The 23,308-nt window shown below is 50.9% G+C and carries 21 protein-coding genes; 10 read left to right on the plus strand and 11 right to left on the minus strand.

Annotated elements, in window-relative coordinates; all coding sequences use genetic code 11:
• Positions 1-38: 38 nt before the first annotated feature.
• From BZG73_RS12695 to BZG73_RS12725, 7 genes are all read right to left on the minus strand, one after another.
• Positions 39-1,442 carry an aspartate aminotransferase family protein gene (locus BZG73_RS12695; protein ID WP_077668480.1) on the minus strand — a complete coding sequence of 468 codons (1,404 nt, stop codon included), beginning with the start codon at positions 1,440-1,442 and terminating at the stop codon, positions 39-41.
• Positions 1,443-1,474: 32 nt separating this feature from the next.
• Complete coding sequence (locus tag BZG73_RS12700) at positions 1,475-3,034, minus strand: NAD-dependent succinate-semialdehyde dehydrogenase (protein ID WP_077668481.1); 1,560 nt, start codon at positions 3,032-3,034, stop codon at positions 1,475-1,477.
• 246 nt (positions 3,035-3,280) lie between these two features.
• Positions 3,281-5,050, minus strand: a complete 1,770-nt coding sequence (locus BZG73_RS12705) for a PKD domain-containing protein (protein ID WP_077668482.1) — start codon at positions 5,048-5,050, stop codon at positions 3,281-3,283.
• 202 nt (positions 5,051-5,252) lie between these two features.
• On the minus strand, positions 5,253-5,741 hold the full coding sequence (locus BZG73_RS12710) for an Lrp/AsnC family transcriptional regulator (protein WP_046075756.1): 489 nt from the start codon (positions 5,739-5,741) through the stop codon (positions 5,253-5,255).
• Positions 5,742-5,751: 10 nt separating this feature from the next.
• On the minus strand, positions 5,752-6,747 hold the full coding sequence (doeB, locus tag BZG73_RS12715; RefSeq protein ID WP_077668483.1) for a N(2)-acetyl-L-2,4-diaminobutanoate deacetylase DoeB: 996 nt from the start codon (positions 6,745-6,747) through the stop codon (positions 5,752-5,754).
• A gap of 156 nt (positions 6,748-6,903) precedes the next feature.
• Positions 6,904-8,091, minus strand: a complete 1,188-nt coding sequence (gene doeA / locus BZG73_RS12720) for an ectoine hydrolase DoeA (RefSeq protein WP_046075758.1) — start codon at positions 8,089-8,091, stop codon at positions 6,904-6,906.
• A 447-nt stretch (positions 8,092-8,538) separates the two neighbouring features.
• Positions 8,539-9,081, minus strand: coding sequence for a copper resistance protein NlpE (locus BZG73_RS12725; RefSeq protein ID WP_077668484.1), 543 nt, complete (start codon positions 9,079-9,081; stop codon positions 8,539-8,541).
• A gap of 258 nt (positions 9,082-9,339) precedes the next feature.
• Between BZG73_RS12725 and BZG73_RS12730 the strand changes: the two genes are divergently transcribed.
• From BZG73_RS12730 to BZG73_RS12755, 6 genes are all read left to right on the plus strand, one after another.
• Positions 9,340-10,029 (plus strand): type 1 glutamine amidotransferase domain-containing protein, encoded by a 690-nt coding sequence (locus tag BZG73_RS12730; RefSeq protein ID WP_443216293.1) that lies wholly within the window; start codon positions 9,340-9,342, stop codon positions 10,027-10,029.
• A 133-nt stretch (positions 10,030-10,162) separates the two neighbouring features.
• Complete coding sequence (locus tag BZG73_RS12735; protein WP_077578372.1) at positions 10,163-10,837, plus strand: response regulator transcription factor; 675 nt, start codon at positions 10,163-10,165, stop codon at positions 10,835-10,837.
• Entirely contained in the window at positions 10,834-12,123 is a 1,290-nt protein-coding gene (locus tag BZG73_RS12740; RefSeq protein ID WP_077668485.1) for a sensor histidine kinase, read from the plus strand. Before BZG73_RS12735 ends, BZG73_RS12740 begins: the two co-directional genes overlap by 4 nt.
• Positions 12,124-12,198: 75 nt before the next feature.
• On the plus strand, positions 12,199-12,957 hold the full coding sequence (locus BZG73_RS12745) for a MipA/OmpV family protein (RefSeq protein ID WP_077668486.1): 759 nt from the start codon (positions 12,199-12,201) through the stop codon (positions 12,955-12,957).
• Between the two features lie 26 nt (positions 12,958-12,983).
• Entirely contained in the window at positions 12,984-14,105 is a 1,122-nt protein-coding gene (locus BZG73_RS12750) for an alpha/beta hydrolase family protein (protein WP_201247907.1), read from the plus strand.
• A 64-nt stretch (positions 14,106-14,169) separates the two neighbouring features.
• Complete coding sequence (locus tag BZG73_RS12755; RefSeq protein ID WP_046075764.1) at positions 14,170-14,649, plus strand: YaiI/YqxD family protein; 480 nt, start codon at positions 14,170-14,172, stop codon at positions 14,647-14,649.
• Positions 14,650-14,705: 56 nt separating this feature from the next.
• On the opposite strand, the gene BZG73_RS12760 is transcribed toward BZG73_RS12755, so the two are convergent.
• The gene (locus tag BZG73_RS12760; protein WP_077668488.1) at positions 14,706-15,608 is read right to left on the minus strand and encodes a LysR family transcriptional regulator; all 903 of its coding nucleotides are present in this window, start codon (positions 15,606-15,608) and stop codon (positions 14,706-14,708) included.
• Between the two features lie 175 nt (positions 15,609-15,783).
• Between BZG73_RS12760 and BZG73_RS12765 the strand changes: the two genes are divergently transcribed.
• Together BZG73_RS12765 and BZG73_RS12770 are read left to right on the plus strand one after the other, a co-directional pair.
• On the plus strand, positions 15,784-16,653 hold the full coding sequence (locus tag BZG73_RS12765) for an MBL fold metallo-hydrolase (RefSeq protein ID WP_077668489.1): 870 nt from the start codon (positions 15,784-15,786) through the stop codon (positions 16,651-16,653).
• Complete coding sequence (locus BZG73_RS12770; protein WP_077668490.1) at positions 16,647-17,273, plus strand: DsbA family protein; 627 nt, start codon at positions 16,647-16,649, stop codon at positions 17,271-17,273. The genes BZG73_RS12765 and BZG73_RS12770 overlap by 7 nt, the downstream gene beginning before the upstream one ends.
• A gap of 63 nt (positions 17,274-17,336) precedes the next feature.
• On the opposite strand, the gene BZG73_RS12775 is transcribed toward BZG73_RS12770, so the two are convergent.
• Positions 17,337-18,500, minus strand: coding sequence for a DEAD/DEAH box helicase (locus BZG73_RS12775; protein ID WP_077668491.1), 1,164 nt, complete (start codon positions 18,498-18,500; stop codon positions 17,337-17,339).
• 111 nt (positions 18,501-18,611) lie between these two features.
• Positions 18,612-18,812: a hypothetical protein gene (locus BZG73_RS12780; RefSeq protein ID WP_077668492.1), complete on the minus strand. Its 201-nt coding sequence runs from the start codon at positions 18,810-18,812 to the stop codon at positions 18,612-18,614.
• A gap of 334 nt (positions 18,813-19,146) precedes the next feature.
• Between BZG73_RS12780 and BZG73_RS12785 the strand changes: the two genes are divergently transcribed.
• Both BZG73_RS12785 and BZG73_RS12790 read left to right on the plus strand, forming a co-directional pair.
• Entirely contained in the window at positions 19,147-20,334 is a 1,188-nt protein-coding gene (locus BZG73_RS12785) for an NnrS family protein (protein ID WP_158075308.1), read from the plus strand.
• 304 nt (positions 20,335-20,638) lie between these two features.
• Positions 20,639-22,120, plus strand: a complete 1,482-nt coding sequence (locus BZG73_RS12790; protein WP_077638288.1) for a putative bifunctional diguanylate cyclase/phosphodiesterase — start codon at positions 20,639-20,641, stop codon at positions 22,118-22,120.
• Positions 22,121-22,179: 59 nt separating this feature from the next.
• On the opposite strand, the gene BZG73_RS12795 is transcribed toward BZG73_RS12790, so the two are convergent.
• Positions 22,180-23,307 (minus strand): sulfate/molybdate ABC transporter ATP-binding protein, encoded by a 1,128-nt coding sequence (locus BZG73_RS12795; protein ID WP_077668494.1) that lies wholly within the window; start codon positions 23,305-23,307, stop codon positions 22,180-22,182.
• Position 23,308: the final 1 nt, after the last annotated feature.

Here is a 23,308-nt window from a genome sequence, read left to right on the forward strand (position 1 = left end):
CGGCGCTTTTTTTTGCTTACTGGATAGGAATCATCGCGCTATTTGGGTTGCCATTGTCCACTGGTGACGAGTTTATCCATCACCTTATCGACGGCGACTTGCGCTTTAGCGACGATTTCATCCACTTCGTTGGGGGTGACCACCAAGGGTGGAGCAAAACCAAGAATATCGCCATGTGGCATCGCACGCGCAATCAGACCTTGCTCCATACAGGCGGCAGCCACTTGTGGGCCCACTTTAAGGCTGGGGTCAAAGTGGCTGCGGTTGGCACGATCAGGCGAAAACTCGAGAGCATGGAGCAAACCCACTCCGCGGCTATCGCCAATCAGTGGGTGATTGGCAAACGCGGCTTTCATCTTCATTTGCAAATATTCCCCCGTGGTCGCGGCGTTCTGAGTCAGATTCTCGCGCTCAATGATATCGAGGTTACACAGTGCGGCTGCCGCGCCCAGTGGGTGGCCAGAGTAGGTGTAACCATGGCCAATCGCGCCCCACGCATCGGTGCCGTCTTCCAGTACATCCCATACCTTGTGACCGATCATCACCCCAGACAGTGGCTGATAGGCGGAGGTTAATCCTTTGGCAACGGTAATCAGATCAGGCTTCATGTCGTAGTAAATAGAGCCAAAATCACTCCCGATACGGCCAAAGCCACATACCACTTCGTCGGCGATCAACAAGACATCATACTTATCCAGTACTTTGCGAATCGCCGCCCAGTAACCTTCGGGGGGCGGTACGATGCCACCGGTGCCGAGTACAGGTTCGGCAATCATCGCTGCGACCGTGTCGGGTCCTTCCGTGAGGATCATTTTCTCCAGTTCATCGGCACAGTGTTGCGCGAACTCAGGCTCTGTCATGCCGCTGTCTTCACGGCGATAATAGTAGGGGGCCATGGTATGTTTGATGCGCTCGATGGGCAGATCAAAGTGCGCATGGAACAGTGGTAACCCCGTGAGTGACCCTGATGCCACGCTGGAGCCGTGATAACCCCGATCCCGAGAGATGATTTTCTTTTTCTCAGGCTTACCACGCGCATTGTTGTAGTACCAAACAATTTTAAGCTGTGATTCATTGGCGTCACTGCCCGACATGCCGTAATAGACTTTGCTCATGCCCGGCGCCATCTTGATTAGGCGCTCCGATAAGGTCACGAGCGCTTCGTTGGTGTGGCCTACATAGGTGTGATAGTACGCGAGCTTTTTCGCTTGCTCATAAATGGCGTCGGCCATTTCTTCCCGACCATAGCCGATATTGACGCAGTAGAGCCCAGCGAAGCCGTCAATCAGCTCGACCCCTTCGGAATCGGTGATGCGAATACCTTTGCCTGTCTCAATCACTCGGCCTGGCATTTCGCCGTGCGCATACTGCTTCAAGTGGGTTGAAGCATGGAATACGGTGTTTCTGTCTTTTTCCAACAAGGCTTTTGTTTCTGGACGCATGATCAGTCTCCTTATCCGTCAGCAAACCTGAATTAGCTGCCGCTCACCGTGGGTAAGCCACCTAAACAGTAGTATTTGATTTCACTAAATTCGTCGATGCCATAGCGGCTTCCTTCACGGCCCAAGCCCGACTGTTTGACGCCACCAAATGGAATAGGGTGACCGGTCATTTTCACTGAGTTGACACTGACCATGCCGACCTCAAGGCCGCGCAGACAGCGCCAAATATCTCGAATATCATTGCCATAGACATACGCCGAGAGTCCGTACTCAGTATCGTTACCCATGGCAATTGCCTCATCCAGATTGTCGTAGGCAATCACGCCCGCCACAGGACAAAAATTCTCTTCTTGATACACCAGCATATCGGGCGTCACCTTGGTGATTAGCGTAGGGGCAAAGAAGTTTTCGCCTAGGTTGGGGTTGAGTTTTCCGCCCATCACGGTCGCGCCTTTGGCAATGGCGTCATCGACAATGGCTTGGGCTTTATCCACGGCACGAGACGAAATCAATGGGCCGATATCTGTGCTGGGCAGCAAACCATTACCCACTTCAAGTTCATCCATTAACGCGGCGAAGGCATCGACAAAGGCTTGATGTTTGTCGCGCGGGACTAAAATTTTGTTGGCGGCCAAGCAATCTTGTCCCGATGTTTGAAACTTGGCATCGATGGCCGCGCGCGCCGCTTGTTGAATATCCATATCAGGCAAGACAATAAAGGGCGCATTGCCGCCAAGCTCCATGGCGCACTTTTTCACGGTTTGGGCACTTTGCTCGAGTAGTAACCGTCCCACACGCGTTGAGCCTGTGAAACTCAGCGCTTTGACTTTGTCGCTTTGACAAAGCTGGGTCGAGACCATGGGCGCGTCACCCATAATCACGTTAAACACCCCTGCAGGGATCCCGGCACGTTCAGCGAGCTCCGCCAACGCCAGCGCAGAAAAGGGCGTTTCTTCTGCGGGCTTGACGATCACACTACAGCCAATCGCGAGCGCTGCTGCTGCCTTACGGGTGATCATCGCGTTAGGGAAATTCCATGGGGTGATTAAGGCAGCTACCCCAATGGGCTCACGTAGTGTCGCCAGGTGGGCGTTGGGAATGTGGCTAGGCATGGTGTCGCCATACACGCGTTTCGCTTCTTCGGCAAACCATTGAATGAACGAGGCGCCGTACGCGACTTCACCCTCGGCGTCGCGCAACGTTTTGCCCTGCTCGAGCACCATCAGGTGAGCAAGGTCGTGTTGGTTTTCCATGATTGAGTCGTGCCATTTCATCAATAGCTTGGCGCGCGTTTCGGCGGACTCGGCACGCCACAGGTGGAAAGCGGTCTCGGCGTCATCAATGGTTTGATTGATTTGCGCAGCATTGAGTGATGCGGTGTAGCCGAGCACTTCGCCCGTTGCCGGGTTGAGCACGGGTGTATCTGAATCGCCATTAACCCATTTACCATTGGCATAGGCAAGTTGGCGAAATAGACGCTGATCGTCCAGGTACGCGAGAACGTCTGAACTGGCTTTGCCGGCTACATCATGACGCAATGCATTGGCTGCGCTGCCAGTGTAGTTAAGATCGCGTGATTGGAATACGGTCATACTCCCTCCTGATTCAAAATCGCCACGCTGCCTATCAGCGTTTGCCTACTGTTACTGTATGCAATGAGCAAAAAAGAGGTTTTTTGTTAAGAAGGGGGATTAACGAAATTTTTTCTGAAACCGCACAATGACAGAAGAAAATTTTCTGGTGTCGATAAAAAGGTCGGATTGGCGTGATAAAACCATGAGAGGTAAGCGGTTAAGCAATGAATCAGGCGCACGAAAATACCGTGCGCCTTGCCGCTATTATTGGCTAACATCCAGTGTGACACCACTGAACGCGCGATAGCCACGAATACCAATAAACACCTCGTCGCCGGCGTTGACATCCACCCGACAGCTCTCACTGTTGCCACTGGTGTACGGACGACATTGGTACTGGTTTTGGTCTGGTTTGGTGCCTTTTTGTACATACAAGTCGGCATCTCCCGTGCCGCCATACATGCGCACGGTGGCGCTACCTGTTTGTGGCGCAGTATAAGCGAAGTATTGCCAGCTGCTGCGTTGGCCGCTTAGCTCGGTGCGTGGAAAGTCGTTAACACTACCCACGGTAAAGGCTTTGTTTACCGAGTCAGTCAGCCCTTGGTCATCGGTGACGGTCAGTGTCACGGAATAGGTGCCAGCGCTGCCATACTTATGTGACGCTGTCACGCCAGTCGCTTGATAGCCATCACCAAAGTCCCATTGATAACTGACGATGCTGCCATCGCTGTCATTGGCGCCATTGGCGTCAAACTCACAGCTCAGTGCTGTGCAATGGCCTGTAAAGACGGCATTCGGCGCGCCTCCCGATTGATGATCGCCTTGCGGAGGGACATTCTCAAACTCACCGGCCACTTGTGGCCAAATCTTGTCAATGCGTACCCCTTGGTTTTCACAGCCGCCAAAGTGGTGAAGCGCTATCACATTGTGGCTGTCTTTTGCGAGTACGGGTGAGCCCGATGAGCCGCCGGTGGTATCACAAAAATAGCCTGTATCCGTGTTGCTGCCTCGACCATTCGTGATGGCGACGTCAATCTGGCATATTCCACCACTGTTTTGGTCGCTTTCAATCGAGAGTTCTTTCGGGTTACCTGCGCCGTGTTGCGGAATAAAAATGGTTTCGCCACGTTGAGGTTGGCGCACATCAAGTCCCATATAACCGAACTGCGCCACTTTGGCGAAGTTGTTTACGCTAAATAGGGTGTAATCGAGGGTGTAATCGGTGTTGAGTAGTTGCGCGCCAGTGACTTTTACCACATCAGTAATTTGACCCCTGCCACAGGTGGGGCGCTGATAATTAAACCACACTTCGGTATTAGCAAGCTCGGTCTGGCTTTCGACACAGTGATTGTTGGTGAACATGTGATTGTCTGGCCCTACACGCCAGCCGGTGCATAAGCCACTACCATTCATTAATAAGCGCGCCACTGGGCGACTGCGCTCATATTCTTCTGGGTGACTGTCCTGCCAGCAAGCGACGTCTTTGCGCTCATTGATACCACAGGTTGAGAGTTGACCTACCTCTTGCTCGGCGATGATTTCATCACTGGGATCGCCCGCTTTATAGGTATCGATACGCAAGGCATGTTTTGATTGCCATTGTGTGCCAGCGGGGAGGGTGAGCGTAACTCTTGCGGTGTCGCCATGCACTGACATGGCAGAAAACTGATTCACACCGTCTTCGCCGTTTTCTGCGTTGAAGGTTCGCTGACCATTGGCTTGCATGGTGTAACGATATTGCTCTTGACCATCTTCACTGCTCACCGTGACATAGGCCCCTTCTGGTAAAGAAAATTGTGAAAAATGCACCTTAATAAAAGCCGCGTCAGCCTGATGTACCGTGATGGTATTTTGGTAAGGGCTTGTGAGTGAAAATGCCTGGAAATTTGGCGGTGGTGTAAGGTCGGCATCCAGTGCAAACTGACTGGCGATTTGGATTGGGCTGAGCGGGGTGTCACCCATGCTCGCCAGTGCCGATGATGAACAAAGTGTTATTGCTGCGAGAGTTGTACAAACTAAGAACGGTCGTTTCATGATTTCCTCTATCTTCCGTGAGTGTCAATGTGCAAACGTCACAGTGATAGARGCTAGTGAAGGTTTTATTGATAGGTGAATTTGTTTGTATGTAATGTTGGACAAATCATGCCGTGATGTAACAGGAAGAGATATGTTGCTAAAAAGTTAATGGGTCATGCGTCAATGTCATTGAGTACTAGCAAACAAGGACAAGCAATGATTAGCCATTGGCAGCAACATCTGGTGTTTCAAGTGGTAAGGTGAGGGCTGGTCGCTTCACCTGTTTGGTGACGATATAGGTGTAGTACTGTTTGATGCCAAGGTCATCGGTCAACCAGCTATCAATCAGACGCTGATAATAGTCGATATCAGTGACACCAAGACGAACGATATAGTCTATCCCACCGCCCGTCGCCCAACACTCTTTGACATCGTCGCAGTGCTGCATGGCACGTTCGAAACGTTGAAAGCTGTCAACATCATGCTGGCCAAGGGTGATCTCGACCAGCACAGTGTTAAGTTTTACCACCGCATCTGGATTGATACGTGCGCCATAGCCCTCGATGATACCTGCTTGCTCGAGCCGTTTTACCCGCTCCCAGCAGGGGCTTACAGACAGGTTGATCGCCTGTGCGAGGTTAGATTTGGTAATACGGCCATCTTGCTGCAAGATCTGCAAGATTTTGATATCAAATTTATCCAGCTTCATGGCCCCTCCGCTAAACAGGTTCGGCAATCACCGCAAAGGTATCGCCGATATAAATCCGTCCGAGGTGACGTTTGGCCAGTAAAATACCGTCGCGCTCGGCATAGTAGGGGATGGGTTCAGTCCCTGTACGCTCAATATTATGCACTTTGCCAATTAAATCACCCTGTTTGATGGTATCGCCTAAGTGCACAGAGAACTCAATAATCCCTGCGTGTTCACTTTGCACATAGCAGTGTTTGTCGGGTAGCTCGAGCTTGACGGGCGCGGCCGGTGGATGGCGATAATCGTCTTGTAGAATGCCCGAAAACACTAAAAAGTTGTGAATACCGCGCTGAGTAATGGCGATAGAGTCAGGTGTGCTGGTGCCACCGCCACCGAGCTCTGTGGTGACAAAAATCTTACCTTGTTGCTCTACCGCCGTGTCGTACATGCTGGTGGCATCCATTTCAGTGGTTTGCACTTGATAGGGGGCACCAAACAGGCGAGCACCTTCGGCACAGGCGTCGGCTTGCTGAAGATTCTCTAAGCGGTGGGACGCCGCATAGGGAATAAGATCTAAGGTTTTACCGCCTGAGTGAATGTCTAAAGCGGTATCGCACTGTGGGATTAAATATCGGGTGAAGTAATCGGCAATTTGTTCGGTAACACTGCCGGTTGGTGAACCAGGAAAAGCGCGGTTCATGTTGCCTTGATCCCAAGGGGAAGTGCGTGTGCCTGCGGTCACCGCGGGCGCGTTCATCATTGGTAAGATGATCACACGGCCTTTGATGTCTTTTGGCATCAGTTGATGACAGCTATTGAGTAACGCTGTGATGCCCTCGTATTCATCCCCATGGTTGCCGCCCGTCAGCAGGGCCGTTTTCCCCTCGCCGTTTTTAACCACAGTGATCGGAATGGTGACACAGCCCCATGCGGATTGGTCGTGTGAGTGAGGCAGTTTAAGAAAGCCATGCTGTACACCATCGGCATGAAAATCGACGGTGGCTTCAATTGCGGTGGGTTCCATAACCTCTCCTTGTGATCTGTTGTGACGCTCAATCCGGCGGAAACGGGTAAAGTTTAATTTTTAAATCATCACGTTATGAGTGTAGCTAAAAATAGTAACGAGGCTGAACAGAAAAGGGCACAAGTATGGTGCCCGTATCTGACGCGATGTACCAAGCTAATGTTTGACAAACAACTGGCGCGGTAGGTCGCACAAGGTTTGTGCACCATCGCGGGTGATCACAATGCTTTCTGTGGTTTCCATGCCCCAGTCTTTCATCCAAAGCCCTGGCATGAAATGAAACGTCATCCCCTCGCGCAATAGGGTTTGATCACTGGGTCGCAAGCTCATGGTGCGCTCGCCCCAATCGGGTGGGTAGCTTAACCCTATCGGATAGCCACAGCGCGCGCCTTCCCGATCAAATCCATAGCGCAACAAGGCATCATTGAGGGCGTTGGCAATGTCTCCGCATGTGTTGCCGGGCTTGGCGACCGCGAGACCGGCTTCTAGTCCGGCCTGTAGCGCCTCGTCAGCACGGAGGAACTCATAACCCGGCTCTCCTAAGAAAATGGTACGAGAGAGTGGGCAGTGATAGCGACGATGCACCCCAGCGATTTCGAAGAAGGTCCCTTCTCCCCGTTTAAATGGGCGATCGTCCCACGTTAAGTGAGGCGCAGCAGCATCACCTCCTGAGGGCAACATCGGCACGATAGCGGCATAATCCCCAAAGTGACCGTCATGACCGACCACCGCGTGTTTATTAATCTCTGCAACCAGTAAATGCTTGGGTAAGCCGGGCTCGATCATTTCAAAGGCGACACGGTGCATATTCTCCACGATACGCGCAGCTGTATGCATGTAGGTGAGCTCTTGATCAGACTTGACCGCGCGGCACCAATTAACCAGTCCGGTAGTATCGACGAGGGTCGCCATTGGCAGATGTTCTTTGAGCGATTCAAACGCCGTGGCGCTGAAATAGTAGTTGTCTTTCTCGACGCCGATGCGGCCACGATCCCAATAACGTTCTGCCAGCACATAGTTTGCCAAGTATTCCATGGGGTGCAGGGGCGGATTCATCACGTAATGGTCAGGGTAGTAGGTGATGCACTCAGCACTCATATAGACAGTACGCAGCGCACCGTTGGCGTCCTGGACACGTCCGAACCACAAAGGGTCACCCGTTGCGCCAATCACTACGCACTGAGGCACATAGAAAGACCAGCCATCGTAACCGGTTAGCCACGCCATGTTAGATGGATCGTGCACTAACAAGGTGTCGATCTCTTGTTCTTCCATGGCATAGCGAACCTTGGCTAAACGGGCGCTGTATTCTTCGTAAGAGAACTTCAATACAACGTCGCTCATACGCGTGACTCCTGTTCAATACCACGACTGTGGTGCTTATAAACGTACTACTGACCGGTAATCAAACTTGGATCAAGTATGATTACCGGTACAGAAAGGTGCCGTCTTTCGGTCTTGTTATCGAACAAACGGAGGAAGCGCTGGTGTTGCGCGGTCCTGTCTAGGCGACTCTACTGTCTGCTGTGGCTCATCGTTCATGCGGCCATGTGGCTCGCTCACCGGATAAGATTTTGTTTCGCCTCTAGTTAAGTGTTAAACCATGGAGTGAAAACCCGTCAAGTTTTATTAGCAACAAATTTGTCACTAAACTGCCAATCTGTGCAGACAGGCAAGTGTTGGCGTGAAGCGGGAAAGCGTGGGAAGGGGATACGAAATACGCGAAAAGAGCCTAGTGCTGGTTTATGGGGCAAGCGCTAGGCTCTTATCAAGTAAGATTATATTGGTAGATTACTGCTTTTTCAGGTGATACATCTCAGCAAGGTCGCCTTCGATGGTTTCGCCATTCATGTCTTGCATGATCACCTGGTTTTCCGCCACAAAGAAGTGGTTAGGGCTGTCAGTCAGCCCTTCAAGGATGACGACACTGCCTGTTTCATCCCACTTGAAGGTGCCTGATTCTTTAAGAGCTTCTCCCTCTTTGCCCAGATAGGTTTTGGTGAGTGAATACGTGTTGTCTGGGTTCAGTGTTAGTGTGGTATCAATACCTTCACAGTCGGCGCAGGGCACCACACCTTGATACGTACCGTTCCAGTCTAGTGATGTTTTTGCATTATGATGATCAACCATTTCAGAAACGGTGTTTTCTGCGCTATCGATGGCGTTGTCTGCACTATCCATCGCTTGCTCTGTGCCTTCTTTCACTGCATTTTGGGCGTCGTCTAAGCTAGATTCGACTTGCGATTGCGCCTCTTGTGGTTCGTTGGTTTGCTGTTCACAGCCAACCAGTGCGACAACCAGTGCCAGTGGTGCAAGTAAATAGGTTTTTTTCATGTTTACCTCGTTTAATCAATGTTTAAAGGCTAAATCGTTGCTGGGGACCAGCGATGAATGACTTCATGATAGGCGTTTGCTGCGCTTAGGTGTCATTATTGCGCTAGCATTAGGTCAGAGTTAGACAATAAACGTAAAAAAACCGTCAACTGATGAGAGTGATCTAAGCGACCACCTTTTACGTTAACATTCATGTCTTGTTAGTCTACTCAATGAAAACCAAGCAAATACTACCCAAACGCGTGACAATAAGGAGCGATGATGCAACAACACAAAATTTTGATGGTGCTGACATCTCACGATGCCATGGGCGACACGGGACACAAGACAGGCTTTTGGCTTGAAGAGTTCACCACCCCTTATTACGCGTTTAAAGATGCTGGAGCGAGCATTGTAGTTGCCAGCCCGGAAGGTGGCGCAGCACCGATTGATCCAAACAGCGAAGCGGAAGATGCGCAATCGGAATCCACACGCCGGTTTGATGGCGATGCGGAGTTGCAAGATATGGTTAATAACACCGTCAAGCTGAGCGATGTGAATGCGTATGAGTATGACGCGATTTTCTATCCCGGTGGACACGGTCCATTGTGGGACTTGGCGGAAGACCCGACATCTCGTCAGCTGATTGAGACCTTCTATTATCAGGGCAAACCCGTTGGTGCGGTATGCCACGGCCCGGCAGTGTTCCGCCATACGCGTTCAGATCGCGACGAGCCACTAGTGAAAGGGAAACGGGTCACTGGTTTTACCAATGGCGAAGAAGCCGCCGTTGGCTTGACTGAGGTGGTGCCGTTTTTAGTTGAGGATATGCTCAAAGAAAACGGCGGTCTTTATGAGAAAGCGGATGACTTTACCTCGTATGTGGTTACTGATGGCAATTTAGTGACAGGGCAAAATCCGGTGTCATCCGAAGCTTGCGTCAATGCGGTGTTGGCATTGCTAAAGTAAGTCATATGATAGTCTCTCGATGAAAGCGCCTGCGGGCGCTTTTTTTGTATCGGACGAGATCAATAGAGTGGGGTGTATTTTATCCAATGGATTCGTGTAGATTAAAAACGACACGGATAGAAGAGCATGCCGCATGAAAATACTCATCATTGAAGATGACCACGATCTCAGCTTAGCGATGTCAGAATATTTAGAGCTGCATAATATCGACTGTGATTTTGCCTATAACGGCGAAACGGGGATCCAGCTTGCCAGCCAGCAGACGTTTGATTGTGTGATACTCGACAATATGCTGCCCAACGTTCAAGGGATGGCGGTTTGTCGTGAGCTGCGTGAGCAGGGGATTGATACCCCGGTGTTAATGCTGACCGCGTGCGGCGCGGACGCCGACCAGCTTGAGGGCTTTCGCGCCGGCGTGGATGATTATGTGGTCAAACCTTGCACCATGCCTTTGTTGCTCGCACGTTTACAGGCCTTGCATCGACGTCATCAACCGGTACGAGAGTGTATTACCATTGCTGATCTGACGATTTACCCCAAAGAGCATATCGCGTCGCGCGGTGATACGCCGCTTAAGTTGACCCCTATCGGTTGGAACATTCTGTTGCTACTCGCGCGCCGCTCACCCACTGTGGTGTCCAAAAGCGATATTGAGGAGGCGATTTGGGCCAGCGATGATGTGCGCCAAGGAACCATTAACGTGCACCTTCACCATTTGCGAAAAGTGGTTGATAAACCCTTTGCTAAAACGCTGATCCATACCCATGTCGGTATTGGTTTGTCCCTTTCTGAGGCCGCGCCGGTATGAGCCAAAGCCCTGTTCGAAGCCTCGCCGCGCAATCGCGCCGCCAGCTTGTGTTCATGGCGGTGGCCATCTTTATCGGGTTGTTGGCACTTGTCACTGTGTTTAGCTTTTATCAAATCAGTCAGGCAGGCAAAAACTACATGCGGCTCGATGCTATCAAGCTAGAGCAGAAGCTGGCCGCCGATCCTAACTATCCATTGCCCCAAAGCAACACTGTTAGTGCGTATCGAGATTGGCAGGCTATCCCGACATCGGTGCGTGATTTGTTTTCCTCAGAGCCGATACAGCCCGATGATCCAATTGAAATTCAGCGCATTAATGACAGTGGAACGCGTGAGTATGGCTACTTGTTGTACTCCGATCAGCACCTATCGCAAGGGCTATACCTGGTCGAGTTTGAAGCGGCAGAAAAAATCGAGGCATTAGCTGCCATGATTGTCGAGCGTTCTTTGGCCGATGCCAGCGTGTTAATTGCCGCTTTTATGCTGGTGCTTGTCACCGTGATTGGGCTGTTGTTTAACAATGCATTGAAGCCACTCAAAGAGTTGGTGGCATGGTCGGCGCGGGTAAAAACACACCCTGACCAAGCCATCGATGTGCGCTTTTCGGTACGTGAAGTTAACCAAATTGCCGACCACTTGATGGCCTCGCTGCAACAGGTGCGTGAGCATAACCAACGGGAGCAGCAGTTCTTAAAGCATGCCAGCCATGAACTGCGCACGCCCTTGGCGATTATGCAGGCATCCTTGGATACTTTGTCACTGCGCATCGATGACAAGGATGCCAGTTATCCGGCCTTGCAGCGCGCCTCGCGTGCCAACGCCAATATGATGGCGCTGTCTGAATCACTGCTTTGGCTGGCAAGGCAACATCCGGATAAAGCTCGTCAATCAAAGGTCGATCTTGGCTCGCTCTGCGCAACCCTCGTGGATGAGCTGGCGTATCTTGCTGCGCATAAGTCAGTGACTGTACATATCGATGATCACAGTGATCCTATTTCTATCGAGAGGGAATTGTTTCGTATTGCGAGTACCAACCTGATTCGCAATGCGCTCACCTACAGTGCGCCTGGCGCGATTGAGATTAAGATCACCAACGGGCAGTTTTCGATTGCCAACCCTATTGATTCAGACGTGGACGAGAAACAGCTGGGATTTGGTCTAGGCCTGCAGCTTGTTGAGCGCATTGCCGGACAGCTTAACTGGCATTTTGAATTTCAGTACGACGCTCAGATGGCGAGGGCGGTTATCAATTGGGAAGCCGCGCACAAAATGACGGGAGAGTCTTAACGTTTTCTTAATACCGGTTGTTTCAAGATAAGAGCGAACTCTCAGTTACTCTTTCGYCATTATGGAGAATCGCCGGTGAAGCCATTTGTCACACCTATCTGTTTATTTTTGACTTTGGTGCCCTTGGCCGGGCATGCTCAAACCGACAGTATGTCCGCGGATAATTATCTGACCGTCGGCCTGGTCGGCTATACGGAGCCGTCGATTTATAAAGATGGTGAAGATGACCAAGACATTGAGCTGGTGGTTGAGGCGCAATGGGAGGGGATTTTTTATCGCAACGATACCCTAGGTGTGTATCTCGCCGAGGGCGACAGCTGGTATGTGTCGGCGGGTGTGGGCGACGATGTGTTTGGCGATCACGCCCGCGGTGACAGCAAAACCCTCAAAGATATGAAAAGTCTCGATACGGTGTATACCGCTAATCTAACCACCGGCTGGATAACGTCGGTGGGCTATTTTGAGCTCGGCTACCATCATGATATCTCGGATAATCATAACAGTGGCGCGGTGGTGGGCCGGTATGGCGCGCCGATGGAACAAGGCCAGTGGGTGCTTGATCCTCAAGTGTCACTGACTTGTGTGGGTCGCGCGGTGAGTCGTTATTATGTCGGCGTGTCAGCCCAGGATGCCAAAGCTGGCCGACCCACTTATCAACCTGATCAAACCTGCAAATTCCAATCCGACCTCAACCTCTATTACAGGCTTGGCCGCGCGCATCATCTGTTGTTGGGGGTGAGCTATCGCCACTATGGCGATGAAGTATCATACAGCCCGATTGTTGATAGAGACGATCTTTGGTCGTTCAATACCGGCTATTTATACACCTTTTAGTGATAATGGGGTGGAAGGAAAAGGTGATGAAGTGGCTAAAGCGAGGTTTGATAGCGCTGATGCTGATAGGCGCGTTTGTGTTGATAGTCATGGATGACCCAAACGCGGGGCTGACGCGTCAATCCATTCACTTTAACGTAGGCGATAATCAGCTCACGGGTGAGTTAATTTTACCTGAAGGTACTGAGGCGCCGAATCAGTGTGTGGTGTTTGTGCATGGTTCTGGTGACGTGCCGACCGATGCGTTTGGTTATTACCTCCCACTTTGGCGAGTATTAGCGGCGAATGGGTGGTGTGCGTTGTCTTGGGATAAGCCGGGAGTGGGAGAGTCGAGCGGGGATTGGCGGTCGCAATCGATGCAAGATCGGGCCGATGAAGTCGCGGCGGCGATTCGCTATTTGCGCCAAACCTTGTGGCTAAAGGATGGCAAGCTGGGGTTGATGGGCTTTAGTCAAGCTGGTTGGGTGATCCCTAAGGTGGCGCACCAAGTCAAAAACATCGAGTTTCTGATCAGTGTCGGTGGAGCAGTCAACTGGATGGCGCAATCCGAGTATTCTGGACGTCAACGGCGATTAGCCGCCGGATACAGTGAATCCGCTATTGCGGAAGAGCAAGCTGCCGAGGCGACAGTGGATGCCTTGATCCAATCCGGCGCGTCGTATCAACAGTACCTCAACCACGTAAAACAAGATGACAACGCCCCCATGAGCGAGGCTTTTTGGCAATTTGTACAACGTAATTGGGCCTCGGATGTGACTGCTGATTTAATCGATCTCGACGTGCCCACGTTAGCGTTGTTTGGTGCGCGGGATGCTTATGTCGACTCAGATAAAACCGCTTCTACGTATCACCAGCTGCTTGCTAACGCGCCGCTGCCGTTTTATCACGTGCGTGTGTTTGAAAAGGCCGACCACAGCCTACTGCGCACCGACAACATCGCCAATGCACACAGTGAGCGTCACCGCTGGTTAACTCTGGCCCGAATTTGGTGGCAAGGCGATGCAGCATTTGCAGATGGCGTGATGCCATGCTTAACGTCTTGGCTAGCGCAGTTTAAGAGCGGGCGGCCAACACAGCCTAATATCTGCGCGCCTGAGCAGCCAAGCGATGTAAAGCCAGTACTAAATGCGGATACGACGCAGGGGTAACGTTTCAATTTGCGGTGAATTGGGGTTTAATGCAGGCATTGACGCTAACGCTAAGAGAACCAGCATGCAAATATGGGTAGACGCGGACGCTTGTCCGGTCGCGATGCGCGAGATGATAGTGCGCGCGGCACACCGAACGCACATTCAAGCCACCTTTATTGCCAACCAGTTTATTCGCTTGCCACCGTCGCCCTATGCCAGCGCACGTCAGGTCGAGAAGGGCTTTGATGTGGCGGACAACCAAATTGTTGCCGAGGCAGAGGCGGGCGATTTGGTGATCACCCAAGACATTCCGCTGGCGGATGAAGTGATTGAAAAGGGCGTGACGGTGATTAACACCCGCGGCGAATTGCTGACCAAAGAAAACATCCGCGCCCGGCTTAATATCCGTGATTTTATGGAAACCATGCGCAGTAGCGGTGTGCACACAGGTGGGCCTGCTCCGCTTGGTCCGCAGCAAAAACAAGCCTTTGCCAATCAGCTTGATAAATGGCTGGTTAAAGCCCAGCGTTATCATGCTGCGCGAGCAAAATCGTCTGATTAAGCCTGCGCGCTTTTTCTCTTACTAAATAGCTCTCCTTACTCAATTTTTTCTGCTGACTAAATAGCAACCGGTGCCCACTGGCGATTGGCGAAGTGGGCAATCAGCGCATCCAGCAGCGCACGCACCGCTGGTGGCTGGTTGCGACGTGACGGATACAAGGCGTAGATATCCATTGCCTTGGGTTGCCAATCGGGAAGTACGACCTCCAACTGACCCCGCGCAATGGCACTATGAGCCAGATACACCGGTTGCATGCTCACGCCCATGCCCTGAATGGCAGCACTGAGTAGAGTAGTCGCCTCGTTAGCTGAGAGCTTACCTTGCACTTCAACCGCGGCGTGTTCCTCACCTTTGTCTAAATGCCAAATCGGTCGATCAAACTGCTTGTAACTGAGACAGCTATGCGCGGTGAGATCTTCCGGTGAGCGGATTGGTGCATGGGCGGCTAAATAATCCGGTGCCGCCACCAAGACGGAATCACACGCGGCGATCGGACGACCAATAAGGGAAGGGTCGGGGTTGGATGCAATGCGGATGGCTATATCAATCCGATCTGCAATCAAATCGACCGCCTTATCTTGCACTTCAATATCTACATCGACCCCGGGGTGAGCGGCCATAAAAGGCTTTACCGCGGGGATCAGTTGCGCAAAACCAAACGACATACTGGTGGCCACCCGCACTTTGCCAGTCAAGCCCGCGTCTTGTTGCCATTGCTGTGTCAGGGTATTGGCTTGCTCAACCCATTGTTCCAGTTGCGGCAAGCTTTGCTCGCCAGCGGAGGTTAACGAAACCTTGCGCGTGGTGCGCTGCAATAAGCGCACGCCTAACCAGTCTTCCAGTGCTTCGACATGGCGAGTCACCATGGGGCGCGACATCTCGAGACGCTCGGCAGTGGCGGTAAAACTTTGCGTTAGGGCGACATCCACCATGACTCTTGCCGCAGTAAGTTTATCCATGAGTGTGCTCCGAGGTTGGCTATAAACAATATCGATCGTGTGATGAATGGCGACGAAGCATCAATATGATCGAAATATGAAACAATGATGCAAATTATTAGCTATATATCCGAACAAGTCGAGCCCGTAAACTGCACAGCATCTCAACACCGAATGCAAACAACGGAGCACGACGATGAAATTGATAAAAACCCTAGCCGCCTCTTTATTACTGACCGGCAGCGCAATGGCAGCAAATAATGCTGAACCCTTGAACTTGGACGTATATAACGCGGATGGTAATAGCTTCCACGTAAACTCAACCTTAGTGTATGGCGAAACCGAAGCCATGGTGGTAGACACTGGCTTTACTAAAGCAGACGCGCTACGTATTGCTGCTAAGGTGCTGGACTCTGGGAAAGCGCTGACCACTATCTTTATTAGCCAAGCAGACCCAGATTACTATTTTGGTGCGGAAGTGCTGCACGGTATGTTCCCTGATGCAAACGTGATCACCACACCGGCAGTACGCGCCACGATTGCAGAAAAACTGGATGGAAAAATGGCATTTTGGGGCCCAAAAATGGGTGACAATGCCCCGCAAAATCCCGTAGTACCTGCTGCTTATACCCGTACATCATTGACACTGGACGGTCGTAAAATTGAAATTCGCGGCGCGAAAGGCGAGTTGGCGCATCGTCCGTATCTTTGGATCCCAGCCAACAAGGCGATCCTGGGTAACGTCGCTGTGTATGGCAATGTTCACCTTTGGATGGCTGACGCACAATCTGATCAAGCACGTGAAGGTTGGGCTGCACAATTAGCAGAAATGGCAGCACTGAAGCCTAACGTGGTGATCCCAGGACACATGACCGCGGGCACGGCACTGAACGCTGACACCATTACCTTTGCCCAGCAGTATTTGCAAGACTTTGCCGAGGCGAAAGCAAACAGCAAAGACAGTGCTGAGCTGATTAAAACCATGCAAGCGAAATATCCGAAAGCGGGTTTGCCGATGGCTTTGGAAATTGGTGCCAAAGTACATATGGGAGAGATGGAATGGTAAACGTCCACTATATTTTTGACCCAATGTGTGGCTGGTGCTTTGGCGCCGCCACTTTGATTGAAAGCCTGAGCAACATCCCTGAGGTTAACTTGCAGCTTCATCCAGGTGGCATGCGTGAGCGTGCGCCGATTGAAGACAGTTTTCGTCAACACATCTTGGCGGCAGATCAGACCATTGCCGATCAAACCGGACAGACATTTGGTCAAGCCTATCTTGACCGTGTGGCAAGCGACCAGCCGGTAATTTTGGACTCCTTTATTACCGCGCAAGCCATCCTCGCTGCTCAGCAGCTTGATGGTCAGGGGGCAGAGATGCTGAAACGCATCCAGCGTGGCCATTATCAGCAAGGTCGCTCCGTCTATGAAGCTGACACGCTCGCAGAGCTTGCCAGTGAGATGGGGATAGAGGCAGGGGCTTGGCAACAGGCGATGAATCGCGCCGAAAATGACGTGATGCCCGCGGTGAATCAAACCCGTCAATTGATGGTAGCGCATGGCTTACGCGGTTTTCCATCCATGCTGGTGGAGCAAAACGGCCAATGGCAAGCCATAACAGTGAGCCAATACTATCGCCGCCCAGACGCATGGCAGGCGCTGTGGCAAACACTGACTCAGGCATAAAGCAAACAAAAACGGCGAGCACCAGGCTCGCCGTTTTTTGTCGCGATCATTGTTTGTACATTATCACTTGGGTGCAGTCAGCGGCACCGGCTTTTTAGGCTCAAAGCCTTCGATGATGCGACGTTCAAGTGGATGCCCGAGACGTGCTTCAATCATGCGCAAGTTTTTGGTGTTATCTTTTGAGACCAATGAAATCGCTTCGCCTTGAGCACTGGCGCGACCGGTACGGCCAATTCGGTGGACGTACTCGTCGGCCGGGAAGGGCAGATCGTAATTGACCACGCGTTCGAGCGACTCAATATCAATGCCGCGTGCAGCGACACCGGTGGCAATTAAAAATTGGATGTCACCGTTTTTAAAGTTTTCCAGCAGTTGGGTCCGCACGGCTTGGCTGCGTCCACTGTGAAAAGCTTCAGCGGCAATGCCCCGTTTTTCCAACTGAGTGGCGAGCTTGGCGGCACCGTGCTTGGTTTCGATAAAAACCAGTGCCTGCTCCCAGCCATTTTCTTTGATTAAGTGACTCAGTAGGGCGGATTTCTTATCTTTATCGATTGGAATGCACCATTGGGTGATGTTGTCTTTCGAGGCATCTCGTGCGGCAATGCTGATTTCTTTGCCTTCATCGCCAATGGTCGCTTTGGCCAGATCGCGCACTTTATTAGAGAGCGTGGCCGAAAACAGTAAGCACTGCGTGCTTGTCGGCAATCGGTCTAGAATATGTTGAATCGCATCAATAAAGCCCATATCGAGCATGCGATCTGCTTCGTCGAGAACCAGCACTTCCACTTCATCTAGATAGACGGCACGTTGGCTGAGTAAATCGCGTAGTCGTCCCGGGGTGGCGACCAAAATGTCGACGCCGTCGATCAAGGCTTGCTTTTGTGCCTGCTCGTCCATGCCGCCAACCATCGCTAAGGTTTTTAGCTCAGTAAACTGGCTGTCTTGACGTGCGCTCTTTGCCACTTGCAGGGCGAGCTCACGAGTGGGAGCGATGACGAGTGCGCGAGCACGTTTTTTGCGCCCAGCTTCACCGGCAGATAATTTATCGATGATAGGCCAGATAAAACTCGAGGTTTTCCCCGTGCCCGTTTGTGCCGCGGCAATCAGATCATGCCCTTGCTGGATAAGCGGAATGGCTTTCGTTTGGATCGATGTTGGCGTGGTAAAGCCGCGTTGGACAATGGCTTGGCAAAGAGGGTCGCTTAAACCCAGTTTTTTAAATGGCATAACAGACTCAACAAACAAGAAGCGTGTGTCCGCGTTCCCGCTCAGACACACTGAATGGCGTGGAGTCTAGCACGAACCTTACAGTAGCACGACGCAAAATCTGCTGGTGTTCTAGGCCGCGTACTTTCTGAGCTCATGAGGATATACACGCATGCCATTGAGGGTGTTTTCATAAACAGCTTGCTCTCGAAGGTAAGACCAAACATGGGGCTCTGTCCTTGTTTGTGCGGCCAAACGGTCAATAACCGCATCAATATGTCGACCCGCATAATCTTTATGAGGGGTAAAAAGTTCCTTAATTGCAGATAACATAGCACGCTCCTTATGTGTAACTAAATTACATATTGGTATATTTAGAGCATAGTTCGTGTTTTATTTGTGATCAATGTTTAATTAATATCTGTGTTAAATGACAATGTTGTAATTAATTTTCAGTAGTGTGGTTCTATTCAGTGGTTTGGGTTTCTTCTTCTATTGACGGCCTTGACCGAGTGACACGACAAGACGGAAATCGGTTACTCAATAGATATAATAACCCTATTTTTTGTAGCACATTAAAGTGGTTTGGGTTTGTTTAATATCAAAGGCAGTGTTTTCGTGTGTGCTAGGGTGACATCATCGAAATTCTCCTATGGAGTGCTTTACCATGCTACTGAATGTCACCGACAAACAAAAAGAAGATAAGATCCCACCGTTGCTCCGATTGGGCTTTCGGCCCTTCTTCCTCTTTGGTGCTCTTTACTCATGTCTGGTTATTATTATATGGAGTGGGCTTTACACGCATCCTGGAATGGTTTCACTGACCGTTCCCTCCCTTTGGTGGCATGCCCACGAGATGCTGTTTGGGTTTTCGATGGCCATTGTCGGTGGGTTCTTAATGACGGCGGTGCAAAACTGGACGGGTGTGCCAGGTACCCGAGGGTTGAAGCTTTTCGCCATTTTTTCATTATGGCTGTTGGCGCGGTTGAGCTTCTGGGTGGATGTCCCAATTTGGTCGAGCCTTGTACTTGATACCCTGTTTATGGCCTGCGTGGCATGGTCGTTGGGTTATCGCGTGGTAGTGACTAAGCGTCAGCGCAATTATCTATTTATTCCTATTTTAGCGGTGGCGGTTTTGCTTAACGCATTGTCTTACGGCGTAATGCTAGGGGAAGTCTCACTACCTATTAATCAAGTTTGGCACAGTACCTTGTTGTGGTTCATGCTGCTTATTAGCGTCATGGGTGGCCGCGTGATCCCGTTTTTCACGGAGAAGAAGTTGGGTATACAGGTGTCCAGCCCACCTGTGTGGCTAGAGCGAGCGATTATTGCTCTGTTTGTGCTACTGATTGGCGTCACTTTGGTGTCCGGTACTGATAACATGGTCGCGCGTGGGTTGCTGCTTACAGCGGGTATTGCGCAATGTGTTCGGCTTTACCGCTGGAAAGGTTGGAGAGCGTACCAGGTACCTATGCTGTTCTCGTTGCACGTATTCTATCTCTTTTTACCACTTGGCTTGTTATTAAAAGCCTTGGTGATTAACCCCTGGGCATCAAATCTTATCTGGCACTTATTCGCGATAGGTGCGCTCGGTGGCGTTGTCTTGGCCATGATTGTGCGAGTCACGCTCGGCCATACTGGGCGCAATGTCTATCAAGGTCCCACTGTTTCTTGGCTCTTTTATGCCTTACTCATTTCAGCCCTCGTCCGTGTATTTGGCATGTGGTTTTGGCCGGTGTATACCCTAGAGCTGGTTGCCGCATCAGCACTGCTTTGGACGATCAGCTATGGCTGGTTTGCGGTGCGATTTGGCCCTATGCTGAGCCAAGCACGCGCAGATGGCGCGGCGGGGTAATGTATGACGCTTTACCGGACTGTGTTGGATTGATGCTAGGTAGTCTAACGCCTAATCATTGATGAGATGGCTAATATAGATGGAAGGCGTTTGTCAATTAGTAGGTTGTTTATTGTCGTTTTTTCTGGCGAACAACTAACATTAGACCTAATATGCAGTTACACACTTTAAAAGCGCTGTCTCATTTTTAATAATGGATTGAAAGAGGTCGGTTTTATTGCCGCCTCCTTCACTTTGCGTCACGGTGGGCGTGAGGTAGGGTGTTGCAAAAAGGTTGAATGGACGTCATCGCACGGGAACCACAATGAAAAAAACGAACTACTACGCACTGAAGCTGGCGTTTATCTATTTCTTTTTTGCGACTTTGTGGATCTTATTCTCCGATCGCGTGGTGACTGCCTTAACAACAAACCTGGAGCTGTACGAGCTGGCACAAGCATTCAAAGGGCACCTCTTTGTTGTGGTGACATCGATTATGCTCTGGAACTTGGCAAGAAGGAATAACCTAGCGTTAGAGCGAGCGAGTGACATTGATAGTGTCACAGGGTTGCACAGCCCGTCAGTGTTTATGCGTCATGTGGATACCTTGCTTGCCCCACGGGAGCAACAAACCTCGTATGTTTTGGTGATTATCGACATTGATGGGTTCACATCACTCACCAATAAACTTGGGTTTGAACGTACTAATCACCTGCTGTCTGACATGGCTCATGCCATTGAGGTATCAACGCTATTCGATAAACTCACGTCGCGCGTCCATGCAGACCGCTTTGCCTGCCTTGTAGCGTTAGACGGTGCCAGCGATATGGCCCTTTATATTGATAGGTTGCACCGTGAGTGTCATCGTCATTTGCAACGATACGATCAAAAAGCCACTTGCTCGATAGGGGTGGCGTTATTTGGGCCAGATGGTGACGATGCCGCCACCTTGATGACGGCGGCTACGCGCGCCCTGAATGACGCCAAAAAGCGCAAAGGGGCGATAACGTATCATGATATTCATTTAACTGAGCAAGCTCAAAAGCGTAGGCAGCTCGTTTCCGCACTCAGGATTGCAATCAATAACAAAGAGATTGAGGTTGTCTTTCAGCCGCAATATCGCTTGGCATCAGGCGAGCTAACCGGCTTAGAAGTATTGGCGAGATGGACCCATGAAACCTATGGTGTGGTGCCACCGAGTACGTTTATCACGCTTGCCGAAGAGCAGGGGTTTTGCGAAGACCTAACGGCGCTCGTGCTCGAAAAAGCTGCCAAGCAGTTACATGATAGCGGTCTGTTGGGAACTGTCATTCAGCGTGTGTCGGTTAATATTTCTGCGGTTGAGTTTAATAGTGAGAGTGCGATCCGGCGTATTGATGACTACTTGCAATTGAATCCAGAATTTGCGCGTTACCTGTGCCTAGAAATAACCGAAACCGCGGCACTTGATGATATTCTTGAGTGCGCACGAGTGGTTGATACCCTCAAACGCCATGGCGTGGCCTTCTCCATTGATGATTTTGGTGTTGGATATACCTCTTTAGGGATGTTTAACCGAATCAACGTCGATGAAATCAAGATTGACCGCAGTTTCATCCAATCGATGGAAACCGACAGTCGTGCCAAAGCGATCACTGCAGGTATTATTGATATTGCCAAACGACTTGACATTAACGTGGTGGCTGAAGGCGTGGAAACGGACACTCAGCTTGCATTGTTGAAAAGCTTTGAGTGCGAATATGCACAAGGTTATTACCTAGGCTACCCTTCTTCGCTATCCGAATTGAAAGTGGCGATGTCTGTTTGAAAGGCGGATACTGAGTAGAGAGTTGATAAAGCACCGCCAAGATTTACCCGCAAAACCAATTAAATATCGTATATCAAGCTATCTTTCGCCAAAAATGGCCAATTAAGGCGTTGTGGCTCCATGTCAGTGCCGTTGAAAAAATATCCGCGGTGCGGCATCGCATACACGGTATCCCCTTTTTGATACGCTGCGGCTTGCCACGCATGATGGGTCAGGGTGGCCTCCCACAGTTGTTCACTCTCCCAGCCTTGTGGGGCGAGTGAAACCCGCACCTCGGCACCGACTGGATTGATAGAGACCACACGCATGGGCAGCGAGAGTTGGCTATTGGGTTTATCGGCCAGAGTTAACTCATGGCTGCGCACATACAAAGTGCCTGATTGTTGGGTGTGCGTGTTTAATGTGGGTTGGATAAAGGCATTGCCATTTTGCCAGACGCCTTGTTGATAGGCGCCGGAAAAGACATTTACATTCCCCAAAAAATCAAACACAAAGCGACTTTTCGGCGCAGCATATAGATCAACCGGGCTGTCGACTTGTTCAATTTGACCGTTACTCATCACTACCACGCGATCCGATAGTTCCAGTGCTTCGTCTTGGTCGTGGGTAACAAACACACTGGTAAAAGCCATTTCATCGTGAAGTCTGCGTAACCATTGGCGTAACTCTTTGCGCACTTGTGCATCTAATGCCCCAAATGGCTCATCAAGCAATAAGATTTCCGGCTGTGTCGCTAACGCTCGCGCCAGCGCGATACGTTGCTTTTGCCCGCCTGATAATTGTTCGGGATACCGCTGGCCCAGGTGGCCCAACTGCACGACCTCAAGCAGTTGATTAACCCTTTGTGTCACCGTGGCCGGTGAAGGACGCTCGCGACGTGGCATCACTTGCAAGCCAAAGGCGATGTTCTCTGCCACCGTCATGTGTTTAAACAAGGCGTAGTTTTGAAAAACAAACCCGACACGGCGATCTCGCACATGAACGCGGGTGACATCGCGCTCTCCAAACAGGATCTGGCCGCTGTTACTGCTTTCTAATCCGGCAATAATACGCAATAAAGTGGTTTTCCCGGATCCTGAGGGGCCAAGCAGCCCCATCATTTCACCTTGCTCAATGGTGAGTGATAACGGCGATAACGCTTGGAATTGGCCAAAGTGTTTGGTGATATCGTTCAGTTGAATGCGCATG

The organism is Salinivibrio siamensis (genome assembly GCF_001996005.1).
In the GTDB taxonomy this organism is placed as follows: domain Bacteria; phylum Pseudomonadota; class Gammaproteobacteria; order Enterobacterales; family Vibrionaceae; genus Salinivibrio; species Salinivibrio siamensis.

Bases quoted from the DNA above. Each gene is read 5' to 3' on its own strand.
- BZG73_RS12695 (WP_077668480.1), bottom strand. From the start codon at position 1,442: ATGCGTCCAGAAACAAAAGCCTTGTTGGAAAAAGACAGAAACACCGTA.
- BZG73_RS12750 (WP_201247907.1), top strand. From the start codon at position 12,984: ATGAAGTGGCTAAAGCGAGGTTTGATAGCGCTGATGCTGATAGGCGCG.
- doeA (WP_046075758.1), bottom strand. From the start codon at position 8,091: ATGAGCGACGTTGTATTGAAGTTCTCTTACGAAGAATACAGCGCCCGT.
- BZG73_RS12755 (WP_046075764.1), top strand. From the start codon at position 14,170: ATGCAAATATGGGTAGACGCGGACGCTTGTCCGGTCGCGATGCGCGAG.
- BZG73_RS12705 (WP_077668482.1), bottom strand. From the start codon at position 5,050: ATGAAACGACCGTTCTTAGTTTGTACAACTCTCGCAGCAATAACACTT.
- BZG73_RS12795 (WP_077668494.1), bottom strand. From the start codon at position 23,307: ATGCGCATTCAACTGAACGATATCACCAAACACTTTGGCCAATTCCAA.
- BZG73_RS12785 (WP_158075308.1), top strand. From the start codon at position 19,147: ATGCTACTGAATGTCACCGACAAACAAAAAGAAGATAAGATCCCACCG.
- BZG73_RS12730 (WP_443216293.1), top strand. From the start codon at position 9,340: ATGATGCAACAACACAAAATTTTGATGGTGCTGACATCTCACGATGCC.
- BZG73_RS12710 (WP_046075756.1), bottom strand. From the start codon at position 5,741: ATGAAGCTGGATAAATTTGATATCAAAATCTTGCAGATCTTGCAGCAA.
- BZG73_RS12765 (WP_077668489.1), top strand. From the start codon at position 15,784: ATGAAATTGATAAAAACCCTAGCCGCCTCTTTATTACTGACCGGCAGC.
- BZG73_RS12735 (WP_077578372.1), top strand. From the start codon at position 10,163: ATGAAAATACTCATCATTGAAGATGACCACGATCTCAGCTTAGCGATG.
- BZG73_RS12740 (WP_077668485.1), top strand. From the start codon at position 10,834: ATGAGCCAAAGCCCTGTTCGAAGCCTCGCCGCGCAATCGCGCCGCCAG.
- BZG73_RS12770 (WP_077668490.1), top strand. From the start codon at position 16,647: ATGGTAAACGTCCACTATATTTTTGACCCAATGTGTGGCTGGTGCTTT.
- BZG73_RS12760 (WP_077668488.1), bottom strand. From the start codon at position 15,608: ATGGATAAACTTACTGCGGCAAGAGTCATGGTGGATGTCGCCCTAACG.
- doeB (WP_077668483.1), bottom strand. From the start codon at position 6,747: ATGGAACCCACCGCAATTGAAGCCACCGTCGATTTTCATGCCGATGGT.
- BZG73_RS12725 (WP_077668484.1), bottom strand. From the start codon at position 9,081: ATGAAAAAAACCTATTTACTTGCACCACTGGCACTGGTTGTCGCACTG.
- BZG73_RS12780 (WP_077668492.1), bottom strand. From the start codon at position 18,812: ATGTTATCTGCAATTAAGGAACTTTTTACCCCTCATAAAGATTATGCG.
- BZG73_RS12775 (WP_077668491.1), bottom strand. From the start codon at position 18,500: ATGCCATTTAAAAAACTGGGTTTAAGCGACCCTCTTTGCCAAGCCATT.
- BZG73_RS12790 (WP_077638288.1), top strand. From the start codon at position 20,639: ATGAAAAAAACGAACTACTACGCACTGAAGCTGGCGTTTATCTATTTC.
- BZG73_RS12700 (WP_077668481.1), bottom strand. From the start codon at position 3,034: ATGACCGTATTCCAATCACGCGATCTTAACTACACTGGCAGCGCAGCC.